Origin of the sequence: Tolypothrix sp. PCC 7712, from assembly GCF_025860405.1 — a bacterium.
Lineage (GTDB): Bacteria > Cyanobacteriota > Cyanobacteriia > Cyanobacteriales > Nostocaceae > Aulosira > Aulosira diplosiphon.
This window is the reverse complement of sequence record NZ_CP063785.1, coordinates 7,358,907-7,380,750: the sequence shown is the minus strand read 5'-3', so window position 1 is coordinate 7,380,750 and position 21,844 is coordinate 7,358,907. Positions and strand designations below refer to the sequence as shown.

Here is a 21,844-nt window from a genome sequence, read left to right as displayed (position 1 = left end):
ACCGAAAGTCCAGTCAAACTGTAGTTTGACGGTTTTCTCAAAAAACGCCCTAATTTACAAACACGCATTATTTAAATTTCAGCCAGGATTATCTGCAACTATAAAGGTAAAGAAAACGGTCGTTTTTTTAACCGTTATTACCACCCAGATTGCAAATCAGAAACGGAATCAAGTTTAGTAACGAAACTCGGTAATTATATCAAAGGCAACATACGCTGTTAAGTAACGAGTATATGTACTTGTTGAGGTTCAAAGTATGTTGATAGGCTATGCCCGAATTTCAACAGATGACCAAAATCTGAACCTGCAAATGGATGCTTTGCAGCTTGCTGGTTGCGAGAAAATTTACTCCGACCGTATAAGCGGTGCAAAAGCAGTAAGACCTGGACTAACTCTTGCATTGGAGGTAGCACGAACTGGTGATGTTTTGGTGGTATGGCGGCTCGACCGCTTGGGAAGGTCGCTCAAAGACCTATTGAAACGATGGAAACTTTAGGCCAGCGAGGAATTGGGCTTTCTAGTTTACAAGAATCCATTACTACCACAAACAACAGTGGTAGGTTGATTTTCCATTTATTTGGCGCATTGGCGGAATTTGAACGCAACCTAATCCGCGAACGCACAACTGCTGGACTAATCGCAGCGCGTAAGCGCGGTCACAGGGGAGGAAGACCAAAAGCCCTTGACCCAGCTAAACGTCAATTAGCAGTAAAGCTTTATACCGAAAAACAACACACCATTATTGAAATATGTAAGTTGATGGGAATTTCCAAACCAACGCTCTACAACTACATTGCAGAGATAAATACCTAACATGGTACATAAGCAAATCCCGACAGAGGCGCTCATCAATTTACGCCACCGCCTCGACGGTTTGCCTAGTCGTTGCCAAGAGCGTCGAATTCTCATTGAAGAAACAGCCGCACTGTATGGAGTGTCAACTGATACGTTATATCGGGCGTTGCGTAATTCATCACGTCCAAAATCTATAAACCGCTCAGATAGCGGGACACCCAGAAAGCTTTCACTCTCAGAAATGGAACGTTACTGCGAGGTCATCGCGGCGATGAAAATCCGTACCAGTAACAAAAAAGGGCGACATGTCTCTACAGTACGGGCAATTGAACTGTTGGAAGAATTTGGGATGGAGACACCTGATGGTTTTGTCCAACCGCCTAAAGGCGCATTGACTCTTATGTACTGTCAATTATTATTTGAAAACCTGGGGGTACGACACTGAACGTATGACTAGGCAACCGCCTGCGGTACGTTTTCAAGCAGAATACAGCAACGAATGTTGGCATTTCGACCTCAGCCCATCGGATCTCAAACACGTAAAACAGCCATCATGGGTGGAACCGGGTAAGGGTAATCCACTACTGATGCTGTACAGCATTGTTGATGACCGTAGTGGCGTATGTTATCAGGAATATCACTGTGTTTATGGGGAGGATGTTGAAGCTGCATTACGTTTCTTATTTAATGCGATGACGGTGAAAACAACTGACGGATTTCCCTTTCATGGGATTCCAGAAATGATTTACACCGACAACGGACCAATTGCTAAAAGCCATGTATTTCAAAATGTGATGGATTGCTTGAGAATCAAGCTGGTTACGCACATGCCTGCGGGTAAGGATGGTCGCAGGGTAACAGCTCGCTCCAAGGGCAAAGTGGAAAGACCTTTTCGGACGGTCAAAGAAGCCCACGAGACTCTGTATCACTTTCATGAACCGGAAAGCGACGTTGAAGCTAACTTGTGGTTACGCCAATATTTGTTGCATTACAACGACAAACCACACCGCATAGAACCACATTCGCGGATAGAAGATTGGTTGCGAAATATACCCAAGTCTGGGTTACGTTCAATGTGTAGTTGGGAGCGATTCTGTAACTTTGCCCGCGAACCACAACGTAGAAAGGTTGGTTCAGATGCCAGAGTATCAATTGAGGGCGTAGCTTACGAGGTAGAGCCAGACTTGGCTGGTGAAACCGTCGTCCTTTGGTGGGGTTTATTTGACAACGAGCTATACGTTGAGTTTAGCGATCGCCGCTACGGGCCATTTTACCCAGTTGATGGGCCCATCCCACTACATCGCTATCGCAAACACAAGAAAACTAAAACCGAAGAACGGGCAGATAAAATTGCCGATTTAGCTAAAAAGTTGGGCTTGCCACGGACAGCTTTAGACAAAAACGCGGATCTACAATTTCTGGTGGATAAGTACAAGGAACTTACGCCAACCATCACACCTTTTAATGACCCCGACCCATACCAAGAATTTACTTATCCCACTGTACTGTTTGCTAAAAGGGCGATTTCCGATTATCTGGCTAAACCTGCTGAAATTAAATTGCTGTTTCGCGGACAACTCGATCCAGCGCGATCGCGTGAATTACAGGAACAAATGCTAGCGGCTGGGTTGCCGCTTTGAGTGGATTAAAAACGCAAGAAAAATGGAAGTATTTATAGTTGCAAATAATCCTGGTTCAAACTCCTGATTGCAGGTTGGTTGCATTTAATCCTGGTTCAGTTGCAATTAATCCTGGCTGAAGCGTAATTATAGTTGCAGTTAATCCTGGTTTGAAAATGTCTTGATTGCAGGTTTGAGCGATTAGTATTGCAGGTCGTTACAACTAATAGAGGTATTACAAGATTGGAAACTCAATTGGGTCAACACTTGGAGCGAATCGACCCAAAGCGCAAATATGGCAGATTGTGCATCTACTTGGTCAGTGCGAGTATTAGATATGTCTGGTTTGCTGACCAATCAATCCATAAGTGCATAGAGATTCAAGAACTTAAAAAAGAGCAAGAAACACAAAAACAAAGAGTAGCAGCAAATCTAGACATAATTGAGCTGCTCTAATACTTAATTAGTACGTTATACCAAAGAAAAATCCGAAGATAGCACCTAATAATGCACATATCTGTATGACTTTTGTTGGCTCTATGTATTTATTCGTGTATTTATATACCCCAGAATCTGGGCTGACAAAAGATAAAAATGTATACAGCAAGAAATAAAATATTGTGGGAGTCAGACCTCCTAGAAGAAATCCGTAAACAGCCCAAGCCAATCCAAAAAAAACAGATGTCATTATTTCTGTCTGTATTACTCAGAGTACTTATACTTATTTACCATAAAAAGAAGCAAGAATAGGCTCAATGGCTGAATCATGGGATGATTTCGCCCAGCGAATAGTCTCGTGCTGGCATTAATGACTGGACGCAGCTATTCCCAACACAACACGGTGGTTTACAAAATTGATGATCAATATCGGGGAATGCCCCATCGCCGCTGTATTTTGATGAATCGCACAGATGCAGAAAAAATTGGGTTAGCCGAACACGATCGCGTCACAGTACAGGGCGATGCCGACAAACTAGAGAACGTGGAAGTGATTTATGGTGCTGTACGAGAAGGGGCAGCGTTGATGTTTTATCCGGAAGTGAATGTCATTTTTAAAGCCAGAACCGAAACCCGCTCCGGTACGCCTGCTTACAAACGGGTGTCGGTGCTAGTGTATGGAAAATAGCGATCGCTACATTGATCTGCTTGGAGATCCAGTATTAAGTTTGTAATCTGCTCATACTCTTGTCGTACTACAACTATAGGCAACCGATTTAATCGGCTCTCTAATACCAAAGGAACTTCATCTGGAAATTGAGTAATTTGTGATAACCACCAGGTATCATCTGTAATCCGAGAGTGTATATCTTGTCTGCCATCATTATTTGAAATGTGAATTTCTAACAGTCTTTCTAATGTCAGTACCAACCATTTATGATCTTGTATGAATTCTTATCGTCCATAATTTAATTTTGTCTTATGTCTTCCTTAGAAATTGGCGTATTGTCAGCAATCGCATCAGGTAATTGAGTTTCTAATAAACGTAGAGGTTGGTATAAATAGAAGCCTACTGTGGTCAACATAGTCAGTATTCCCATAAGAATAAATAATAGGGCAATGCCGTGTCCTTTCCCTACACCAATAATCTGTCCAAGGTTTCCGGCTAATAACCCTCCCGGAACAAGTAAAGGTTCAAAGACTCGATCAGCTAAGGGGCCTGCTACAAAACTAGCAAGCGGTAGAGATCCCCAAGTCAGCATACGTCGCAAAGCAAAAACTCGTCCCTGGACAGCAAGCTCCACTTTGCTTTGCCAAATAGCTTGATCGCAACTGTTGACAATGGGGAAGCCGAAGAAGTAGGTAAACGCAGCTGCAAAGAAAACTGGTGCTGCTGGTTTGATTCCAGCCATGATAATAGATAACCCACCCAACAGGGTAAAGCCCAGTACAGCATGAATACGTCGCCGTGAACCACCCCAAAAGCTCATAACACAACTGCCAAGGAGCATACCACTGCCACCAATTGAGAGTACGGTGCCTAAGACAGTAGCGGAAGCAAAAGATAAAACTAAGGGTGTAATCAGTACGTTAACAGTTCCTACCAAAAAATTTTTTATAGCAAAAAATATTAATAATGCCAGTAGTCCCGGTCGAGTAGTGATGTATGTCCAGCCATCCACCACCTCCCGTAGCAGGGATTTGTTTTTCTCTACATCTGCGATCGTAGTTTTGATTTTCGGGAATCGAACGAACATCTGCGTGGCGATCGCAAAAACAAAGGTCACACTATCTAGTAATATGACACCTTGAAGATTGATTGAGACTACTAGTATTCCTGCTAAGGCTGGTGCAATCAACCGTGATACTGCTTCTGCAAACTGTACCATTCCATTAGCACGCCCTAAGTGCTGTTTAGGAACGAGTAATGTGGTTACAGCAGCATAAGCAGTCCACTGGAAGGCACTGAACATTGAACTGATGGCAACAATAAGGTAAATTTGCCAAACTTGGAGTTTACCCAGCCACAGCAACAGGGCAATTATCAGACTACCTAAACCTGCTCCAGCATCACTAAAAATCATCAGCCAGCGTCGATCCCATCTGTCTACTAAAACGCCGGCTAGTGGTGCTATTAAAAGACCTGGTAGTAGTGAGAATAAAGAAATGAGTGCATACTGTGTAACTGACCCAGTTCTTTGATAAACCCAAACTCCTAGTGCAAAGCCTGTGAGACTCGAACCCAGCAGTGAGACTAGTTGTCCAAGCCAAATGAAAGTAAAAACTCTCATGCTTTGGGCTACAGTATATTGCGGCATTTAATTCTCCTAGATTAATCTTGAGCGAGATAATGTCTCAAATGTTCTAGGAGAGTTTGAACGTGAGGTTTGGTCAGCATTGTGTAGTGCGTTCCTGGCACATTTACAATCTCTACTGATTCCGAGGAAAGTTCATTCCATCCCAAGGTTTGGTTTTGTGGTGCTTGATTAAAGTTGTTTTCACTGGCTCTAAAGAGAACAACTCGCCCTGGATAAACTTGCGGCACATAATTTAATATGGCTTGGATATTACTTTTGAAAACTTGCAGAAGATTACTCAGTTGCTGATGTTCAATATCTGGGGGGAAAATATTAGCTATTTTTGCCTGTTCTAAGAAATATTGCAATTGCTCATCTGGCTCTAATTGCTGAAGTTGTTGCTCAGAAATTGCCAAATTTCTGCCAGTCAAACTAGCCATATCTTGAGCTAGTTGAGATAGCATTTTGGCATCGTTATACTCACTAATATTTGTCGGCTTGTTTTGAGGAATTGGTGCTAGGCTATCGAACAAAGCTAGTAAATCAACTTGATCGCCCTGTTGATGTAACTGCTGTGCTATTTCAAAAGCGATCGCACCACCCATAGACCAGCCTCCCAAAAGATAAGGGCCTGTTGGTTGAATGGTACGTATGAGTTGAATATAGTAAGCAGCCATGTCTGCGATGCGGTTGTAAGGCTGTTGTTCTCCATCTAACCCCAATGCTTGCAATCCGTAAATTGGCTGGTCTGGTTGCAGATGCCGGGCTAATTCGTAGTAGCAAAGAACATTACCACCAGTCGGATGTAAACAAAAGAAAGGTCTTTTGGAACCGTGAGGTTGAAGAGGTATCAAAAGATTGTGAGTTTGTACATCAGACTGCTGGCGTAAAATACTCGCTAGTTTTTCAATTGTGATTCCTTGAAAAAGGATAGACAAAGGCAAGTCTTGGTTTAATTTAGTCCGAATCTGCGCCATTAAACGTACAGCCGAAAGCGAATGACCTCCCAAGTCAAAAAAGTTTTCCGTCACACCAACGGGGTGAATATCTAAAATGTCTTCCCAAATTTGGGCGAGTTGAAGTTCTAAACTATCACGGGGAAAAACCAAAGTTTCTGTGAAACGAAAACGTATTTGCTGAGGTGTGGGCAATGCTTGATAGTCTACCTTGCTATTAGGTGTCAGTGGTAGTGCTTCTAGAGTGACAAAATTCACGGGAATCATGTACTCAGGTAGTTTTTCGCGCAGGTAACTGGTTATTTGGGGAATCAACTCTGAAGTTAATTTACTCTGGCTGTGCAAGGGTTTGTTAGCATAGGCATCTAATGGCTGTTGGAAATCAGTGGCGATCGCACCAAATTCCGGAATCAGATTTGTAGAGTTATCTGAGTAGCGGCGAAACAGTAGATCGTAACTACCATCAATAGCAGCGTTAGCCCAACTGATATCTACTGTATACGGTAAATCCTGGCTCAAAGTCCAAAATTCTTCAGGATCAACACCTAATGGTGAAAAATTTGACTGCAAGGCTTGTTTGAGTTCACCAACAGTTTGTATTCCTGAATCTTGTCTCAGTAATTCTACTGCTTTTACAGTTGTTTCTACACGAGCATTGGGTATATTTCGTAGCCCTAGCGTTGCTGGTGCGCTGGACTTTAACAACTGACGTACAGCAGTCACCGTGAGTTTTTCCTCATACCAATTTAACCACAAAATATCCGCAGCTAAATTTACTTCTGCTTTGATATGAAGAATGACATCGTAGTGAAATTTTGTCAGTTCATTGTGATATGAACCACGTTTAGGACAAATCTGTACATAACTAATTTCTGGCAGATATTTTTGCAGCGCAGTGAAGAAGCCTGGATTGATAACTAATTCCTTCTCAGCAGATAATTGTTCTTGCACCCGTTGGTACAATTGCGCTGTACTCCATGAAGGTGGAACTCGATTTAACTGCACCCAAGTGTGAAAAGCTTCTAGAAGTGGCAAACTGCGTACACCACCCAGAAAAATACATCCTCCTGGCTGGACAACTTTCACAGCACTTTGTAAAACATCAACAAAATATTCAATGCTAGGAAAATGCTGCACGACTTCATTCAAAATAATAGTGTCAAACTGTTCAGTTGCTATGTCTTGAAAGTTGTGTGCTGCTCTATGCAAAAATGAAACTTTGGCGAAAATATCTGGTTGACGAATTGCCAATTGCTGCTGAGTGTAACGCAAAGCTACATCTGAGATATCTGTACCACAGTAATGCGTGCAGTGAGGAGCTACCCGCAATAAAATCACACCAGTACCACAGCCAATCTCTAATACCCGTTTGGGTTGCAGATTTGAGAGGATACGTTGTGCTGTGCTGTCTGCATACTCAATGACTTCTGCTTCTGGTAGGGGCTGATTAGTATCACTGCTGATCCAGGCTCTCAGGCTAATTGTAGAGTCTAGCTGAGAAAAGTTCTGATTTTGACTATAAATTTCGTCATAAACTGTTTGATAATTGGCAATATGCTGCTGTTCTAGAATTGTTTCATGGGAGTCAAGGTGTTGGGATGATGGTACTATATATGCGACTAAACGAGAGTCGCCTTGTATCTCCCTAGATACTACCGCCACTTCCCGAATTGTTGGATGTTCTTCTAGTACCGCCTCAATTTCACCCAGTTCGATGCGAAAACCACGAATTTTGACTTGGCGATCGCTCCGACCTAAAAATTCAATGTTACCATCAGGGCGATAACGAGCTAAATCTCCTGTTTTGTACAAACGTGCGTTTGGTTCATTGCTAAAGAAATCGGGTATAAATTTTTCTGCTGTTAGCTGAGGTTTACTGAGATAACCTCTAGCGATTCCGTCACCACCAATGTACAGTTCACCAGTCACACCCACAGGAACAAGTTTCCCATCAGAATTAAGGATATAAATTTGTGTATTAGGAATAGGACGACCAATAGGTATACTAATTCCTGTTTCGGGACAAGAGCAATTGTAGACGCTACTCCAAACTGTTGCTTCTGTTGGGCCATATTCATTATATAAAGATGTGCTTTTCAGTAATTCAAAATGATATTGAACCAATTTTTTTGGGCAAGGCTCTCCCGCTACAATCACTGTATGTAGTGAAGTTAGTTGTGCAATTTCAGCTTGTTCTAATATCAGGGCGTATAGAGAAGGAAGAGAAAGCAAATGAGAAATTTGATATTGAGATATTAACTTCACCAACTTTCGTACTTCTTTTTCTTCACCGACTTGAGGAAGATAAAGAGTTCCCCCACAACACAAAGTCCAAAATATTCCCGCAACTGAGCTATCGAAAGCGAAGGAGGACAGTAAGAGAAAATTTACATCATATTCTGGATAATAATTTATCCTCGCTATGGTGGAGTGAATTAAATTTTTATGAGTTATTTCTACGCCTTTGGGAAGGCCTGTAGAGCCAGAAGTATAGATGATATATGCTAAGTTATCTGATGTAATTTCACATTCAGGATGAGCATCACTGTGTTGTGCAATTGCCTCCCATTCGGTATCTATGCAGATAATTTTTATATTGTGATGAGAAAATTTTGGTAGTAAATGTTTTTGTGTTAATAAGATTTCTATTTTGGCATCTTGCAACATGAAATCTAATCGCTGTTGTGGATAACTCGGATCGAGAGGGACATAAGCTCCACCTGCTTTGAGTATACCTAAAATACCGACTAACATTTGCGGGGTACGCTCCACGCAAATTCCCACTAAAGTTTCAGTCACTACGCCCCAATTTTGCAAAAAATTAGCTAATTGGTTAGCACTACTATTAAGCTGTGCGTATGTTACTTTTTGATGTTCACTGGCGACGGCTAGATTGTCTGGTATTCTGGCTACTTGTTGAGCAAATAGTTGATGAATGCAATTGTATTGAGGATAATTAATTTTTTCTCCAGTAGATATAGCTAATAATTGGTATTTCTCATCTTCCTTAACTGTCTGATTGGCAACTTCAACTAATTGATAATTTGCTGTTGATTCTCTCGCCATTACAACCAAAATTTGAGCATATTTGTCACCTATTTCCTCTATTTGTTGCTTAGAAAACTCAAAGGTATTACACATTAAAAATAATTGTAGTTGAGATGCGAAAACATCAAAACTAAATTCAGCGACTAGGGCAAAATCTGTCATTGCAAAGCCCTGGGTGTCTATTATCTGTAAATTACTGAGTTGTTGCAAACGTTCGTAGATATGAAAGCGCGTGAAGTTTACCGATGTTTCTGCTAGACGCTGATTCCCCAAATCGATTTGCATCTGAGCTAATGGATACAATCTGTGGGGTAATAACTCTTTCTCAGCCGCAAAAGTTTGTTGTACTAAGTCTATCCAAGTACCGCCGGAAAGTTTCATCCGCAGTGGTAGGGGAGTGAGAAAAAGTCCTAAACTCCAATCATTATCAGTTGTTTCTGGGCGGCCATGAGATGCCATAATTGTCACCACATCTGATTGCCCACTCAACTGACTAAGTACATATATATGTGCAGCGACTAATACACTCTTAAGGGAAACTTTGGCTACTTTCGCTAGTTGTTGCAATCCAGTTGCAGTTTCATCACTAATGAGAACGGGGAATGCACGAATGGCTGAGGTTGTGGCAGACTGAGGCTGATACTCCCGTGGTATTCTAGTCATCATGCAGCCCTTGAGCTTTTGCTTCCAGTAGTCTTGAGATGCTTGTGATTGGAGGGCTGTTTGTTGTAAGGCAACAAAATCTCGAAAAGCTATCTCAGGCGATAATTTAATAGTGGGTGTTTCTCCTCGCAATAAACTAAAGTAGTTTTCAAATAACTCAGTCAGCATTGTAGCGACACTCCAGCCATCGAGAATTGCATGATGTTCGCTAAAGTTAAATTGAAAAGTTTGGCTGCTGCGGCGATAAATATGAAAGCGTAATAGTGGTGGAGATATCCAATCAAATTTATGGCGTTTTTGGACATCTAACTGAGCATTTAATATCTCTTCTTGTTCAATAGTCGAGAGGTGAGATAAATCTTCTACTTGCAAAGCGACAGTAACATTTTTATGCACCAACTGTAACGGTTGACTAAAGTTACTCAAATCAAACGAAGTCCGCAAGACCGGATGGCGATTAATCAATTGCTGGGCGGCTGTCTGAAAATGTTGCGGTGCAAAAGGAGCTTGTATGTGTAAACTCGCAACATTATGATAAATAGGTGTATCAGTATCATACTCATTATGAAAGAGCATCCCCATCTGAAGCATAGTTAAGGGATAGGCATCTTCTATATTTTCCGGTAATTGCGATCGCTCTTGTTCACTGATTAAGCTAAATGCTGCAACTGATTGTGTGATAGCCTGGGGATTTTCTTCTATAACTACATCTGCAATCAGTTCGTGAATTGTCTGATGTTGAAAAATCTGTTGTAAAGAGAAATATAACCCATGTTCTTGCGCTAGAGAACGCACTTGAATACTACGAATCGAATCTCCCCCCAAAGCAAAAAAGTTATCATAAATGCCGATTTCTGCAAAACCCAGCACTTGTGACCAAATTTCGGCGAGTATCTTTTCTGCGGGAGTGCGGGGAGCGACAAAAGCAACATCTAATTCTGGTCTGTTGGTGCTTGGTTCTGGCAATGCTTGATGGTCTAGTTTACCATTGGCTGTTAAAGGTAAAGCTTCCACAACCACAAACACTGATGGCAGCATATAATCAGGCAGTTGTTTTTTCAGGAAGTTTCGCAGTTGGCTAGTTGTCGCAGTTTGCTGATGGCGGAAAACTACATAAGCGACTAGATATTTTTCTCCCGATGAGGTTTCCTTAGCCAGTACCACCGTTTCTTGCACAGATGGGTGTTGAGTTAAGATCCCTGCAATTTCCCCTAATTCAATACGAAAGCCGCGAATCTTCACCTGATGGTCGATGCGTCCCAAGTATTCAATATCACCATTGGGTAAGTAACGAGCTAAATCACCAGACTTATAAAGCCTTGCATCTGGCTGATTGCTAAAAGGATGAGGTATAAATTTTGCGGTGGTTAAATCCGGTCGGTTCAGATAACCTGGGGCTAAACCTCCACCACCAATGTACATCTCACCAGAAACGCCAATGGGTACGAGTTGCTGATATTGGTCTAATATGTACACTTGTAAGTCGGGGATAGGACGACCAATTACACTCCCTGAGTTAACTTGCAAGTCTGCCATTGTGATGGGACGATAGGTAACATGAACAGTTGTTTCTGTAATGCCATACATATTGACCAACTGGGGATAGCGATCGCCATGCCGCTCAAGCCAAGGTTGCAAGCTGGGGATTTCTAAGGCTTCTCCGCCAAAAATTACCAAACGCAAGGCTAATTGATGATTTAAAGACTCTTCAGCTTGTATTAATTGGCGGAAGGCTGAGGGAGTTTGATTGAGTACCGTTACCTTTTGTTGACACAACAATTGATAAAAAGCTTCTGGCGACCTACTCAGCCAGTAAGGTACTATAACTAACTTTCCACCATGCAACAAAGCCCCCCAAAGTTCCCACACTGAGAAGTCAAAAGCAATGGAATGAAATAGCGTCCACACATCCTGTTGATTAAACTCAAACCAAGGTTGCACAGCCTCAAATAGACGTGTGACATTTTGATGAGGGACTAATACACCTTTGGGTTGACCAGTAGAACCGGAGGTGTAAATAATATAAGCTAAGTTATCCACGGTAGCAGTACAGGCAGGATTAGCTTGATTTTCCTGAGCAATGATTTGCCAATCTCTATCCAGAGAAATTACCGGAACCTGATGAGGCGGTAAAAATTCCAATAATTGCTGCTGGGTGAGCAAGACTTCTACTTGAGCATCTTGGATAATAAAAGCGAGGCGTTCTTGGGGATAGCTGGGGTCAAGGGGTACATAAGCTGCGCCTGCTTTGAGGATACCGAGAATACCTACTATCATCCACAAGGAACGCTCGACACAGATACCCACTTTCACCCCTGGTTTGACACCAAGGGAACGCAGGTAATGTGCTAGTTGGTTTGCTTGTTGATTGAGAGCTTGGTAAGTTAGCTGTTGATCTTCAAAAACAACTGCGATCGCTTCTGGTGTCTGTTGTGCAGATTGTTCAAATAGTTGATGAATGCAATAGTGCTGCGGATAGCTAATTTCTGGGTGATTCCATTCATATAAAAGCTGATGTTGTTCAGCCGCACTTAAGAGAGGTAAACTAGCAAGACGCTGGTCAGGGTTAACTGCAATACCACCGACTAAAGTTTGAAAATGTCTGACCATTTGCGTAATTGTCGCCGCATCAAATAGGTCTGTACTGTACTCCAGCCAACCCTTGAGACCTTGTGAGGTTTCCGATAATATCAAGGTTAAATCAAACTTAGCGATCGCTGTATTGATTTCTAGCAGACTCAACTTTAAGTCACCCAATTCCCCAAGCGAGCTAGACCGATTTTCCAGCACAAACATCACTTGTATCAATGGATTTCTGCTTAAATCCCTCTGGGGCTGTAGTTCTGCGGCTAACTGCTCAAAGGGAATATCCTGATGTGCATAGGCTGTTGATGCCTGTTCATGTACCCTAGCAATTAGTTCCCGAAAACTGGGATTACCGGATACATTAGTACGCAGCACCAAAGTATTGACAAAAAAGCCAATTAACTCTTCAGTTTCAGCCCGGTTGCGGTTAGCAATGGGAGAACCCAGCAGTATATCTTCCTGTCCTGTGTAGCGATAAAGCAAAGTTTTGAACGCCGCCAACAGGGTAACAAACAAAGTAGTTCCCTCTGTTTGACTCAGAGTCTTGAGGGCTTGCGTCACCTCAGCAGATAGGGAAAAAGATTGCGTAGCACCCCGAAAAGTCTGAATTGCTGGGCGAGGACGGTCAGTAGGTAGTTCTAGTGCAGGTGGGTGATTTCCTAGCTTTTCTCGCCAAAATGCTAATTGATTTGCGAGAACTTCTCCTTGCAAGTATTGACTTTGCCAAAGCGCGAAATCTGCATACTGAATAGGTAATGCGGTTAGGGGAGAAGGTTGACCACCGCAAAATGCTTCATACAACACCATTACTTCTCGAATCAAGACATCTATTGACCAACCATCAGCAATAATGTGATGAATGGTCAATAATAGTACATATTCAGTTACATCTAACTGTAATAAAGTTGTTCTTAGCAGTGGTGTTTGTGTCAATTCAAAGGGCTTTTCTGCTTCTACTTTTATTAATCGAGTAACTTCAGTTTGACGTTTTCCATCAGGTAAATCCTGTAAATTTACCACAGACAAGGGTATGTTAACAGTTGGATCAATTATCTGAATTGGTTTACCATTGACAGTCTCAAAACGGGTGCGTAAAATTTCATGTCGTCGCGCAATTTCATTAAATGTTTTTGTCAGTGCCGCAATATTTAAACTTCCCTGAATACCTATAGCCGCAGGCATATTATAAACAGAAATATCAGGGTTTAACTGATGCAAAAACCATAGTCTCTGCTGGGCATAAGAAAGCTGACAATGGCTTTGTTCTATTCTTTTCGGAATGGTTTTCTGTTCTGGTTTACCGATTCCTTTTTTCTTAAGTAAAAGCTGTAAAAGTTCGTAATGTTCTGGTGAAATATCGCCGAGGCTTTCAGAAAAATTACTCATAATTAAATTAATATCTATAAATTTTATTTTGTAATTAAAACACTATCTGATATAGGAGTAATCGATTGATAATCTCGACTGACAATAAACTCTGGTCTTTTATTCGGAATGCTGACAGGGATATTTTCAACGCTGTTATAAGTAATAATCACCACACTCCGAGAAAAAGGAGATATATTACTAGGTGAAGCATGAACAATATTACTATCAAAAAATAACGCCGAACCAGCTAATGCTTTGATAGCCGAAATTCCATATTTATTAACTAAATTAGCAACAGTATGACGATTTAAAGAATAAGTTAAATTATTAGAAAAATTTGCAGACCATTGAGTTTTATCCTGCTCTTTAGTATCTGTAGTATTTTGGGAAACAACATCAATCATTCCCTCTTGATGCGAACCAGGAATAAAAAATAGCGGCCCGTTAAATTCATTCATATCATCCAGAAAAATCACAACATTCGTCACTCTATTAGTTGGCATTCCATCTTCTTTCCGCCAAAAAATATAATCTTGATGCCATTGCCAAACATCACCACTAAACGCTGCCTTAATATTAATTTTGAATTGATAGACATAAACCTGACTATTTAAAATTTGCATTGCAGGCTCAACCAAACGAGAAATTTGTGAGAGATTCTGAAAAACATTACTATTAGTATGAGAACCGTGAATAGAGCGAATAGTTGTTTTATCATTCTCTAAAACTGTGTAATCAGAATTTCCCGCCAATAGATGAGCCTGTTCAGTTTTCATTCTTTCCACTTCCAAAGCAGAAAAATAATCGGGTAATAAGATAAAACCCTTCTCTTGATATTCCTTTAACTGCGCTTGTGTCAAAATCATAGTCATGTCCTCAATAAATTAATCCTCAGTCAAAAACTCCGCGTGAATCTGCGTGTACTTCGCGCCCCTCTGCGTTTAAATAAAATTACTTATCAAGCATCTCCCTCACCTCCTCCGGTGAAAACTGTTGAATTTCCAGCAATATTTGAGCAATATTTTCCACAACATCACCTCCACCTAATTGCTGTGTAATCACCTCTAATAACCCTGCAACCGTCGGTGTTTCAAATAGTTGAGACAGCGATAATTCTACTTGAAAAATCTTATTCAGCTTAAAGAAAACTTGAGTAGCTAACAGCGAGTGACCACCCAATGCAAAGAAATTATCATAGATACCGATTTGATTAACACCAAGCGTTTGTTTCCAGATATTTGCAATCACCTTTTCAGCCGCAGTGCGTGGTGCTATAAAGTTAGCCTTGAAGAGATAATCATCTAAATTGATATTCAGTAATGCTTGGCGGTCTATTTTTCCATTTGATGTTAAAGGTAGCGATTTTAGGAAAATAAAAGCCGATGGAATCATGTACTCCGGTAGCTTTTGTTGTAAGAAGCTATAAAAATCATTCGTTGCTTCCTGGAGTGCTTGATTAGATACAATATAAGCAATCAAACGCTGCTGATTTGTAGTATCTGGTTGAGCCAAAACAACTGCTTTATTTACATCAGGATGCTGATTTAATACAGCTTCAATCTCACCCAATTCAATCCGAAAACCTCTAACTTTAACTTGGTGGTCGATGCGTCCTAGATAGTCAATATTCCCATCTAATAGATAGCGTGCTAAATCTCCAGTTTTATAGAGACGGCTACCAGTTTCTTTACTAAATGGGTCAGGAATAAATCTCTCATTTGTCAAATCTGGTCGGTTCAAATAACCTCTTGCTAAAGAAACTCCCCCAATATAAAGTTCACCAATAACACCAATGGGAACTGGATTTAGGCGTGAATCTAGGATATGAATTTGCGTGTTTGCAATCGGAGTACCAATAGGTGGATGATATGACCATTCATCAGGATTTGAACTTAATTTTAAGGCAGTTACTACATGAGTTTCTGAAGGGCCATAATGATTATGCAGGGAACAATGTTTTAAGGCTTTAAAGAAGTTGATGATATGTTTAGTAATTTGTAATTGCTCACCTGTGGTTGTAATTTCTTGCAAGTGTGGGAACATTTCAATATGCAAGGGAGCAACACCAAAGTCACCAACAAACTCAGCTAATTGTTGTAATACAACAACTGGGATAATTACCTTTTCAATGGAATGTGCAGAAATATATTTGCCTAACTTAATAACATCAACTCTTAATTCTTCAGATACAATAAATAGTGTTCCCCCACTGAGCCAAGTGGCAAATATTTCATGAAAACTAGCATCAAAACTCAGGGAAGCAAATTGAAGGGTACGAACTCCAGTTAATAAAGTTGAATTATGCCATTGTAGAAGATTAATTAAAGGACGGTGAGCTAAACTGATACCTTTAGGTTTACCAGTTGAGCCAGAAGTGTAAATTATATATGCTAAGTTATCTGCTGTTACTTGATTAGCTAGATTTTCTGAATTTTGAGATTTGATAAGTTCTCTATCTTTATCTAAGCAAATGATATGCAGTGCATCTTGAGTAATACCCTCAACTAACTTTTTATATGTCAACAGGACTGATATTTGGGTATCTGCTAACATAAACGCTAGTCGTTCTTGTGGATAGGTGGGATCTAATGGTACGTAAGCACCTCCAGCTTTGAGAATGGCTAATAAACCTACTACCATGTCTAAAGAACGTTCTAAGTAAATACCTACAGGTACATCTGCTGTTACTCCCAAAGCTTGGAGATAATGGGCTAGTTGATTCGCTTGAGAATTTAATTCTCGGTAGGTAAGTTGTTGGTCTTGAAAGACTACTGCAATTTTGTCTGGTGTTTGTTCTACCTGGGCTGCAAATAACTGATGAATACACTTATCTTGGGAATATTCAGTTTGAGTATTATTCCAGTTTATGAGTAGTTGTTTTTCAATGGGGCTTAAAAGCGGTAATTGACTAATTACTATATTTGATTGATGAATAATGTTAGTTAATAATGTTTGAAACTGATCTGCTAATATTGCAATGCTATCGGCTGAAAATAAGGTGGAGTTATAGTGAAATTCTGTAGTAATCGTATCTGCTTGTTCAAGACAAGAAAGTTTAATTTTAAATGGTTCAAAGCAAACATATTTTTGAGCTATTGCCAATAAAATTCCGTTATTAGGATAATCTGGTTGTAGCTGTTCAAATTCAAAGCAAAATAATGACGGACACTCCTCAATATTCTCTAATTCTGGAAATATTTGCTCCCAGCTAAAGTAATCTTGTCTAGCATGAACCTCAGTACTTGATTGGGCGATCGCTTGCAAAGCTTGGTAAAAGTTATAATCATTTTCTAAATGAAAATGAATTGGTAAATATTTCGCAAATAAACCAAATGCAGATTGCAAACTTTCATGGGAGCGACCATCAAAAAGGACTGCAATAACAATATCTGGTTGTTGGGTAAGACGAGACAGTAAAATCGCAAAACAAGTTAATAAAAATTCAGAGGTTGAAGTTTTGCATTCTTGTGCAAAAGCTTTAATTTGCGCTACTATATCAGGACAAAGTTGGATAGCTAGAGATTGTGGTTGAAACTCTGATTTAACAGCAGTTTGATTTTCTAAAGGCAGTTTGAAACTGAGAAACTTATCAATATGATGTTCTTGCCAATATTCTCTGCCTATATCTGTTTCTGCTATAATTTCATTCTGCCAAGCCGAAAATTGGGCATATTGTATAGGTGATTCATTTACATCATAATGTGCAGTTTGAGAGTAAAAATTGCTAATTTCTTGTACTAAGTTATTCAGAGTTTTGCTATCAGCACAAAGGGCAGGAAGTGTTAAAATTAATGTATGCTGCTGTGGTGAGATAGATAGCAGATGGCAACGCATTACAATCTCAGACTGCAAGTTAAAATAATAGTTTTTTTTTGCCTCAAATAATTCTGTAATTCTATCCTGCTGCTGTTCCCAGGCTAAACTCGTCAAATCAATTTCTTGCCAGTATATATGGGGTCTATCACATATACATTGAATAGGAAATTTAAAGTTGGGTATTTTGTGAAATCTTGTACGAAGAATTTCATATTTATTAATCAATTTATCGAAAGCAGATTTGAGAATTGCAACATCAAGGTTTCCTGTTATGGAAATAGCCAGTTGGACTTGGTAAGCTGAATTATTTTGCTGCAATAGCCAAAGGTGTTTCTGTTGTGGTGAAAGTTCAAATCCTTCAATAGTATTTAGCATATAGGAATCCGTTTTGATTACTGAACATAGTTGTGTAGTCAGGCAATAGGGAATAGGCAAGAACAAAGAAGGCAGGTAACGACGTACTAATTTTTTTCAAAAATCAAATATGAGTTCTATATTAATTTTGTATAGTTAAAATATAGTATTCGCCAAAGTTACGAATTACGAATTAATAATTACTATTAAGGCTTACATCCAAAAGCTAAAAAACCTGTAATGGCGCAAAAAAAACGCCCAGCTTGACTTGCTGCTTCCAAATTAGTAATCCAATTAGCGGCTTCTGCGATTGAGATTAAACCTGCTTGTTGGGCTTTCATCGCCGCATTGATTACTCCCAAATGTTTATCTGCTAAGGCGCAGTCAGTCAAAATTAAAGTATAGGTATCAACATTGATTTTATGTAACCCAACTTCTTGAAAAAGCGTAGGTAATTGTCGTCCTATCCAGCCGTTAACGCAACTATCACAATGAAAGTTTAATATCTTGCGAGTTAAAGCGCGATCGCCTGTATCAATGACCAAAGTTTCCCAATCAGGATCAGAAACAACAACTCGTCCACCACAACGAGTGACGCGCACTATTTCCGTTAAAGCTTGGCGGGGATTTAGCAAATGTTGGAAAGTGCGATCGCTACGACAAGCATCAAATGTATTATCTGGAAACTCCAGCTTTTCCGCATCGCCTACATAATACGCAACAGGTAAACCCAAGTCTGCGGATCGGCTTTGGGCTTCTTTCACCATTGTCTCACTGCGATCAATTCCGACTACTTCGCCAGCATTACCCACTTGCAAAGCAAGCGATCGCACATCATCACCTATTCCACAGCCTACATCAAGAATGCGATCGCCTGCTTGTATTTCTAAGCGCGTAAATGTTTGTTGTTTGTAAGCCTGAATAGAATTTAAGCTACTGATAGCATCTAAATAAGATACAAAATCTTGCGGATTTGCAGTATCATCAACTTTACTAAAACCAGTTATATTTTGCTTTTTCATATAGTTTTCCTATTCACAGTTCCCTATTTCCTAAATTAATGTTCTTGCGTAAACGCCTCTCCCATCGCCACCATAATTTTGCGTTTACCCACAAACGGATTACGACCATGCGCTACTAACATATTGTCCAGTAATAATACATCTCCTTGCTGCCAAGGAAACTTTACAGATACTTGCTGATAAACTTCCCGAATTTCATCTAATACTGAAGTCTCGATAGGAGAACCATCACCATAATAAGTATTACGAGGAATATCTGACTCCTTAAATAGTTCTAACAGTGCTTCACGTACCTCTAAATCTAAATTTGAAATATGGAATAAATGTGCCTGATTAAACCACACCATTTCTTGAGTTTTTGGATGTATTGCCACACTCGGACGTATCTGACGAGTTCTGAGGCGGTTTTCATCTAGCCATTCAAATTCCATCGGGGCTTGACGACAATAATCTTCAACCACAGATTTATCATTAGTCTGAAATGCTTCTTGCCAAGAAAGGTCTATACCATTGCCATAATTACGGACATACATCACTTGTTTTTCGATAAATTTATCTTTAATTATCGGATTAATTTTTGCTAAAAACTGCCGACAATCTGCAATAGGAGTTTCACCGCCATATACGGCTGTTTCTGCACAGTAAAAACAAATTTTTAGCGGCCAAGTATAAGCGTAGGAAAACTCATTATGCAAAGCAATATGTTCGTGGGCAGGATATTCAGTTGATGTGTAAATATTTCCACCTAAATCTGTTCGCGGCGTTGAACGTTCACGGTATTCTAGTAATTCTGGAGAAATCACTCTCATGAACTTTTCAAATATCGATGTTGAGCTAATCTTAAAATCCCTAAATAAAATTGCTCCATGCTTTAAAAGCTTTTGTTCAATAAAATCTAAATTATTCTGACTCCATGTAACTAAATCTAGATTGTCTTCCAGTGGTTGAATAACTATAGGTATTGGCTTATCTGGAAACAAATAATTTATTTTTACCAAACTTCCAAAAGATAATCTGAAAGTCTGTGGTTTGATAGTAGCTAATTTTGGGAAATTATTTGTTTGAAGTTCTTGCAGTTCTTGATTCTTCTGATTTTGTTCATTAGCCTGAATTTTATCTATTAAATCATTTAATTTTAAAGTTGGTGTATTCACCAGATTTACTAACAAGTAGCGTAAATTTTCTAATATCCTATTAATTTTGTTTTTATGAAAGCAACGAACATCATAACCAGCTTTTAAACATAACTCTACACCTGGAATTACATTGATAGTCAGGGGATAATTAGTTGAGTCTTCTGTATGGATTTTGCTAATTGTAAGACTACCAATTTCTGCCTGTAAAACATCTAAAAAAGTATTTTGAAAAATCAAAAGACTGTCAAATAAAGCTACACCTGGCGGTACCTCACTCCAACTTTGAATTTGTACGAGTGGCGTGTGTTCATATTCATGTAATTGAATTTGTTGACTTTGAATGTTGTGCAGCCAAGTTAATAATGAATCTTCTGGAGATACTTGCACTCTTGCGGGTAAAGTATTCACAAAAATTCCCACTGTAGATTCAACTCCAGTCATGCTAACTGGGCGACCTGACATGACTTTTCCTATCATTACATCTTGATTACCGCTATAATAACTAAGCAGTAATGCCCATGCTCCTAATACTAAATTGCTCGCAGTCAAATGGTATTTTCGAGCAAAAGTATTTATTGATGCTGTATCATTTGCAGATAAATAAATTGCTTGATGCTGATAAGATGCTGGCTGATTTATCTGATTCTTAATATTTTTATACAAAGGTGTTGGGGTAGTAAAACCTTGTAAAGTTTGTCGCCAAAAAGTTTCAGTTTGAGAAATATCTTGTTGCTTCAACCATGTAATATAGTCTCGAAAAGGCGGACTTACTTCTACGTCAAGTTGTTTACCATGACAAAAAGCTTCATAAAAAGCAAACACTTCTTTTTGCAAAATTACACCAGACCAGCCATCTAATACTAAGTGATGGCTAGTCCAAACTAATTGATAACTTTGGGCTGCAATTTTAATAATACTTAACCGAATAAGTGGCGGTTTGGCTAATTCAAAGCCGCGCATTTTATCAGCTAGACAATAATCTTGTAGACGTGCTTGTTGATTTGCAATATCCAGTTGACACCAATCATATTTGGCAATCTCTAATTTTACCTCACGGTAAACAATTTGAACTGGCTTTTCTAGTCCTTCCCATACAAAACCTGTCCGCAAAGCAGAATGTCGATTGACAACTTCTTGCCAAGCCTGTTCAAAGGCTAATAAATTTAGATTACCATGTAAAATACAAGTAGTTTGGCTAAGATATACACCAGAATCAGGCGCAGACAGTACGTGAAATAGTATCCCTTGCTGAGTAGGTGAAAGGGTGTAAATATCTACAATATTTTCAGCTTCCATATTTAATTTTGATGCTTTTTGAGAATCTGATTAAGTTCGCCTTGGCTCAATTCTGCTTCGGGAAATTGTCTGGTTTTTGTAGTAGTCAAAGGCTGTTGTTTTGTATTGAATAAACTTGTATCTGCTACTGTTGATAGTTCGGCAATTGTGGGATGGTCAAAAATTTGATTGATGGTGAATTTAATACCTAATTTCATTGCTCTAGCAGCGATTTTAATACTTTGAATGGAGTCACCACCCACTTCAATGAAATTGTCATGAATACCAACTTGCTGGAGTTTTAAGACATCAGCCCAGATATTAGCTAATGTTTCCTCAACTGCTGTGCGGGGTGCGACATAATTGGTTTGTAATTTTGTCGCTTCTTCTTGCATTAACATTTCCAGAAGTTGGCGTTTTTCTGGGGAAAGTTGATTAATCTGATTTAAAATATCTTCGTTCATGTCAAGA

The 21,844-nt window shown here is 39.6% G+C and carries 8 protein-coding genes and 3 pseudogenes; 3 read left to right on the top strand and 8 right to left on the bottom strand.

The features are described from left to right. The first annotated feature begins 256 nt into the window (after positions 1-256). From HGR01_RS30015 to HGR01_RS30005, 3 pseudogenes are all read left to right on the top strand, one after another. Positions 257-813: pseudogene (locus HGR01_RS30015) on the top strand (recombinase family protein). Between the two features lie 16 nt (positions 814-829). Then, positions 830-2,324: pseudogene (locus HGR01_RS30010) on the top strand (IS481 family transposase); the annotation flags it as partial. Between the two features lie 883 nt (positions 2,325-3,207). Beyond that, positions 3,208-3,540, top strand: a pseudogene (locus HGR01_RS30005) (molybdopterin dinucleotide binding domain-containing protein); the annotation flags it as partial. On the opposite strand, the gene HGR01_RS30000 reads toward HGR01_RS30005, so the two are convergent. The 8 genes from HGR01_RS30000 to HGR01_RS29965 form a co-directional block, all read right to left on the bottom strand. Beyond that, positions 3,504-3,782, bottom strand: coding sequence for a hypothetical protein (locus HGR01_RS30000; protein ID WP_096621861.1), 279 nt, complete (start codon positions 3,780-3,782; stop codon positions 3,504-3,506). The pseudogene HGR01_RS30005 and the gene HGR01_RS30000 sit on opposite strands and share 37 nt — an antisense overlap. A gap of 38 nt (positions 3,783-3,820) precedes the next feature. After that, complete coding sequence (locus HGR01_RS29995) at positions 3,821-5,170, bottom strand: MFS transporter (protein WP_045868553.1); 1,350 nt, start codon at positions 5,168-5,170, stop codon at positions 3,821-3,823. Positions 5,171-5,184: 14 nt separating this feature from the next. Continuing rightward, on the bottom strand, positions 5,185-13,788 hold the full coding sequence (locus HGR01_RS29990; protein ID WP_052335084.1) for a non-ribosomal peptide synthetase: 8,604 nt from the start codon (positions 13,786-13,788) through the stop codon (positions 5,185-5,187). 23 nt (positions 13,789-13,811) lie between these two features. Continuing rightward, entirely contained in the window at positions 13,812-14,636 is an 825-nt protein-coding gene (locus HGR01_RS29985; protein WP_045868951.1) for a phytanoyl-CoA dioxygenase family protein, read from the bottom strand. 85 nt (positions 14,637-14,721) lie between these two features. After that, a complete protein-coding gene (locus tag HGR01_RS29980) occupies positions 14,722-17,961 on the bottom strand; it encodes a non-ribosomal peptide synthetase (RefSeq protein ID WP_045868554.1) in 3,240 nt (1,079 codons plus the stop codon). Positions 17,962-18,146: 185 nt separating this feature from the next. After that, a complete protein-coding gene (locus HGR01_RS29975) occupies positions 18,147-18,962 on the bottom strand; it encodes a class I SAM-dependent methyltransferase (RefSeq protein WP_045868555.1) in 816 nt (271 codons plus the stop codon). Between the two features lie 35 nt (positions 18,963-18,997). Next, positions 18,998-21,394 (bottom strand): condensation domain-containing protein, encoded by a 2,397-nt coding sequence (locus tag HGR01_RS29970; protein WP_045868556.1) that lies wholly within the window; start codon positions 21,392-21,394, stop codon positions 18,998-19,000. A 2-nt stretch (positions 21,395-21,396) separates the two neighbouring features. Then, entirely contained in the window at positions 21,397-21,837 is a 441-nt protein-coding gene (locus HGR01_RS29965; protein WP_045868557.1) for a phosphopantetheine-binding protein, read from the bottom strand. Positions 21,838-21,844 lie beyond the last annotated feature (7 nt).

Bases quoted from the DNA above. Each gene is read 5' to 3' on its own strand.
- HGR01_RS29995 (WP_045868553.1), bottom strand. From the start codon at position 5,170: ATGCCGCAATATACTGTAGCCCAAAGCATGAGAGTTTTTACTTTCATT.
- HGR01_RS29990 (WP_052335084.1), bottom strand. From the start codon at position 13,788: ATGAGTAATTTTTCTGAAAGCCTCGGCGATATTTCACCAGAACATTAC.
- HGR01_RS29985 (WP_045868951.1), bottom strand. From the start codon at position 14,636: ATGATTTTGACACAAGCGCAGTTAAAGGAATATCAAGAGAAGGGTTTT.
- HGR01_RS29980 (WP_045868554.1), bottom strand. From the start codon at position 17,961: ATGCTAAATACTATTGAAGGATTTGAACTTTCACCACAACAGAAACAC.
- HGR01_RS29975 (WP_045868555.1), bottom strand. From the start codon at position 18,962: ATGAAAAAGCAAAATATAACTGGTTTTAGTAAAGTTGATGATACTGCA.
- HGR01_RS29970 (WP_045868556.1), bottom strand. From the start codon at position 21,394: ATGGAAGCTGAAAATATTGTAGATATTTACACCCTTTCACCTACTCAG.
- HGR01_RS29965 (WP_045868557.1), bottom strand. From the start codon at position 21,837: ATGAACGAAGATATTTTAAATCAGATTAATCAACTTTCCCCAGAAAAA.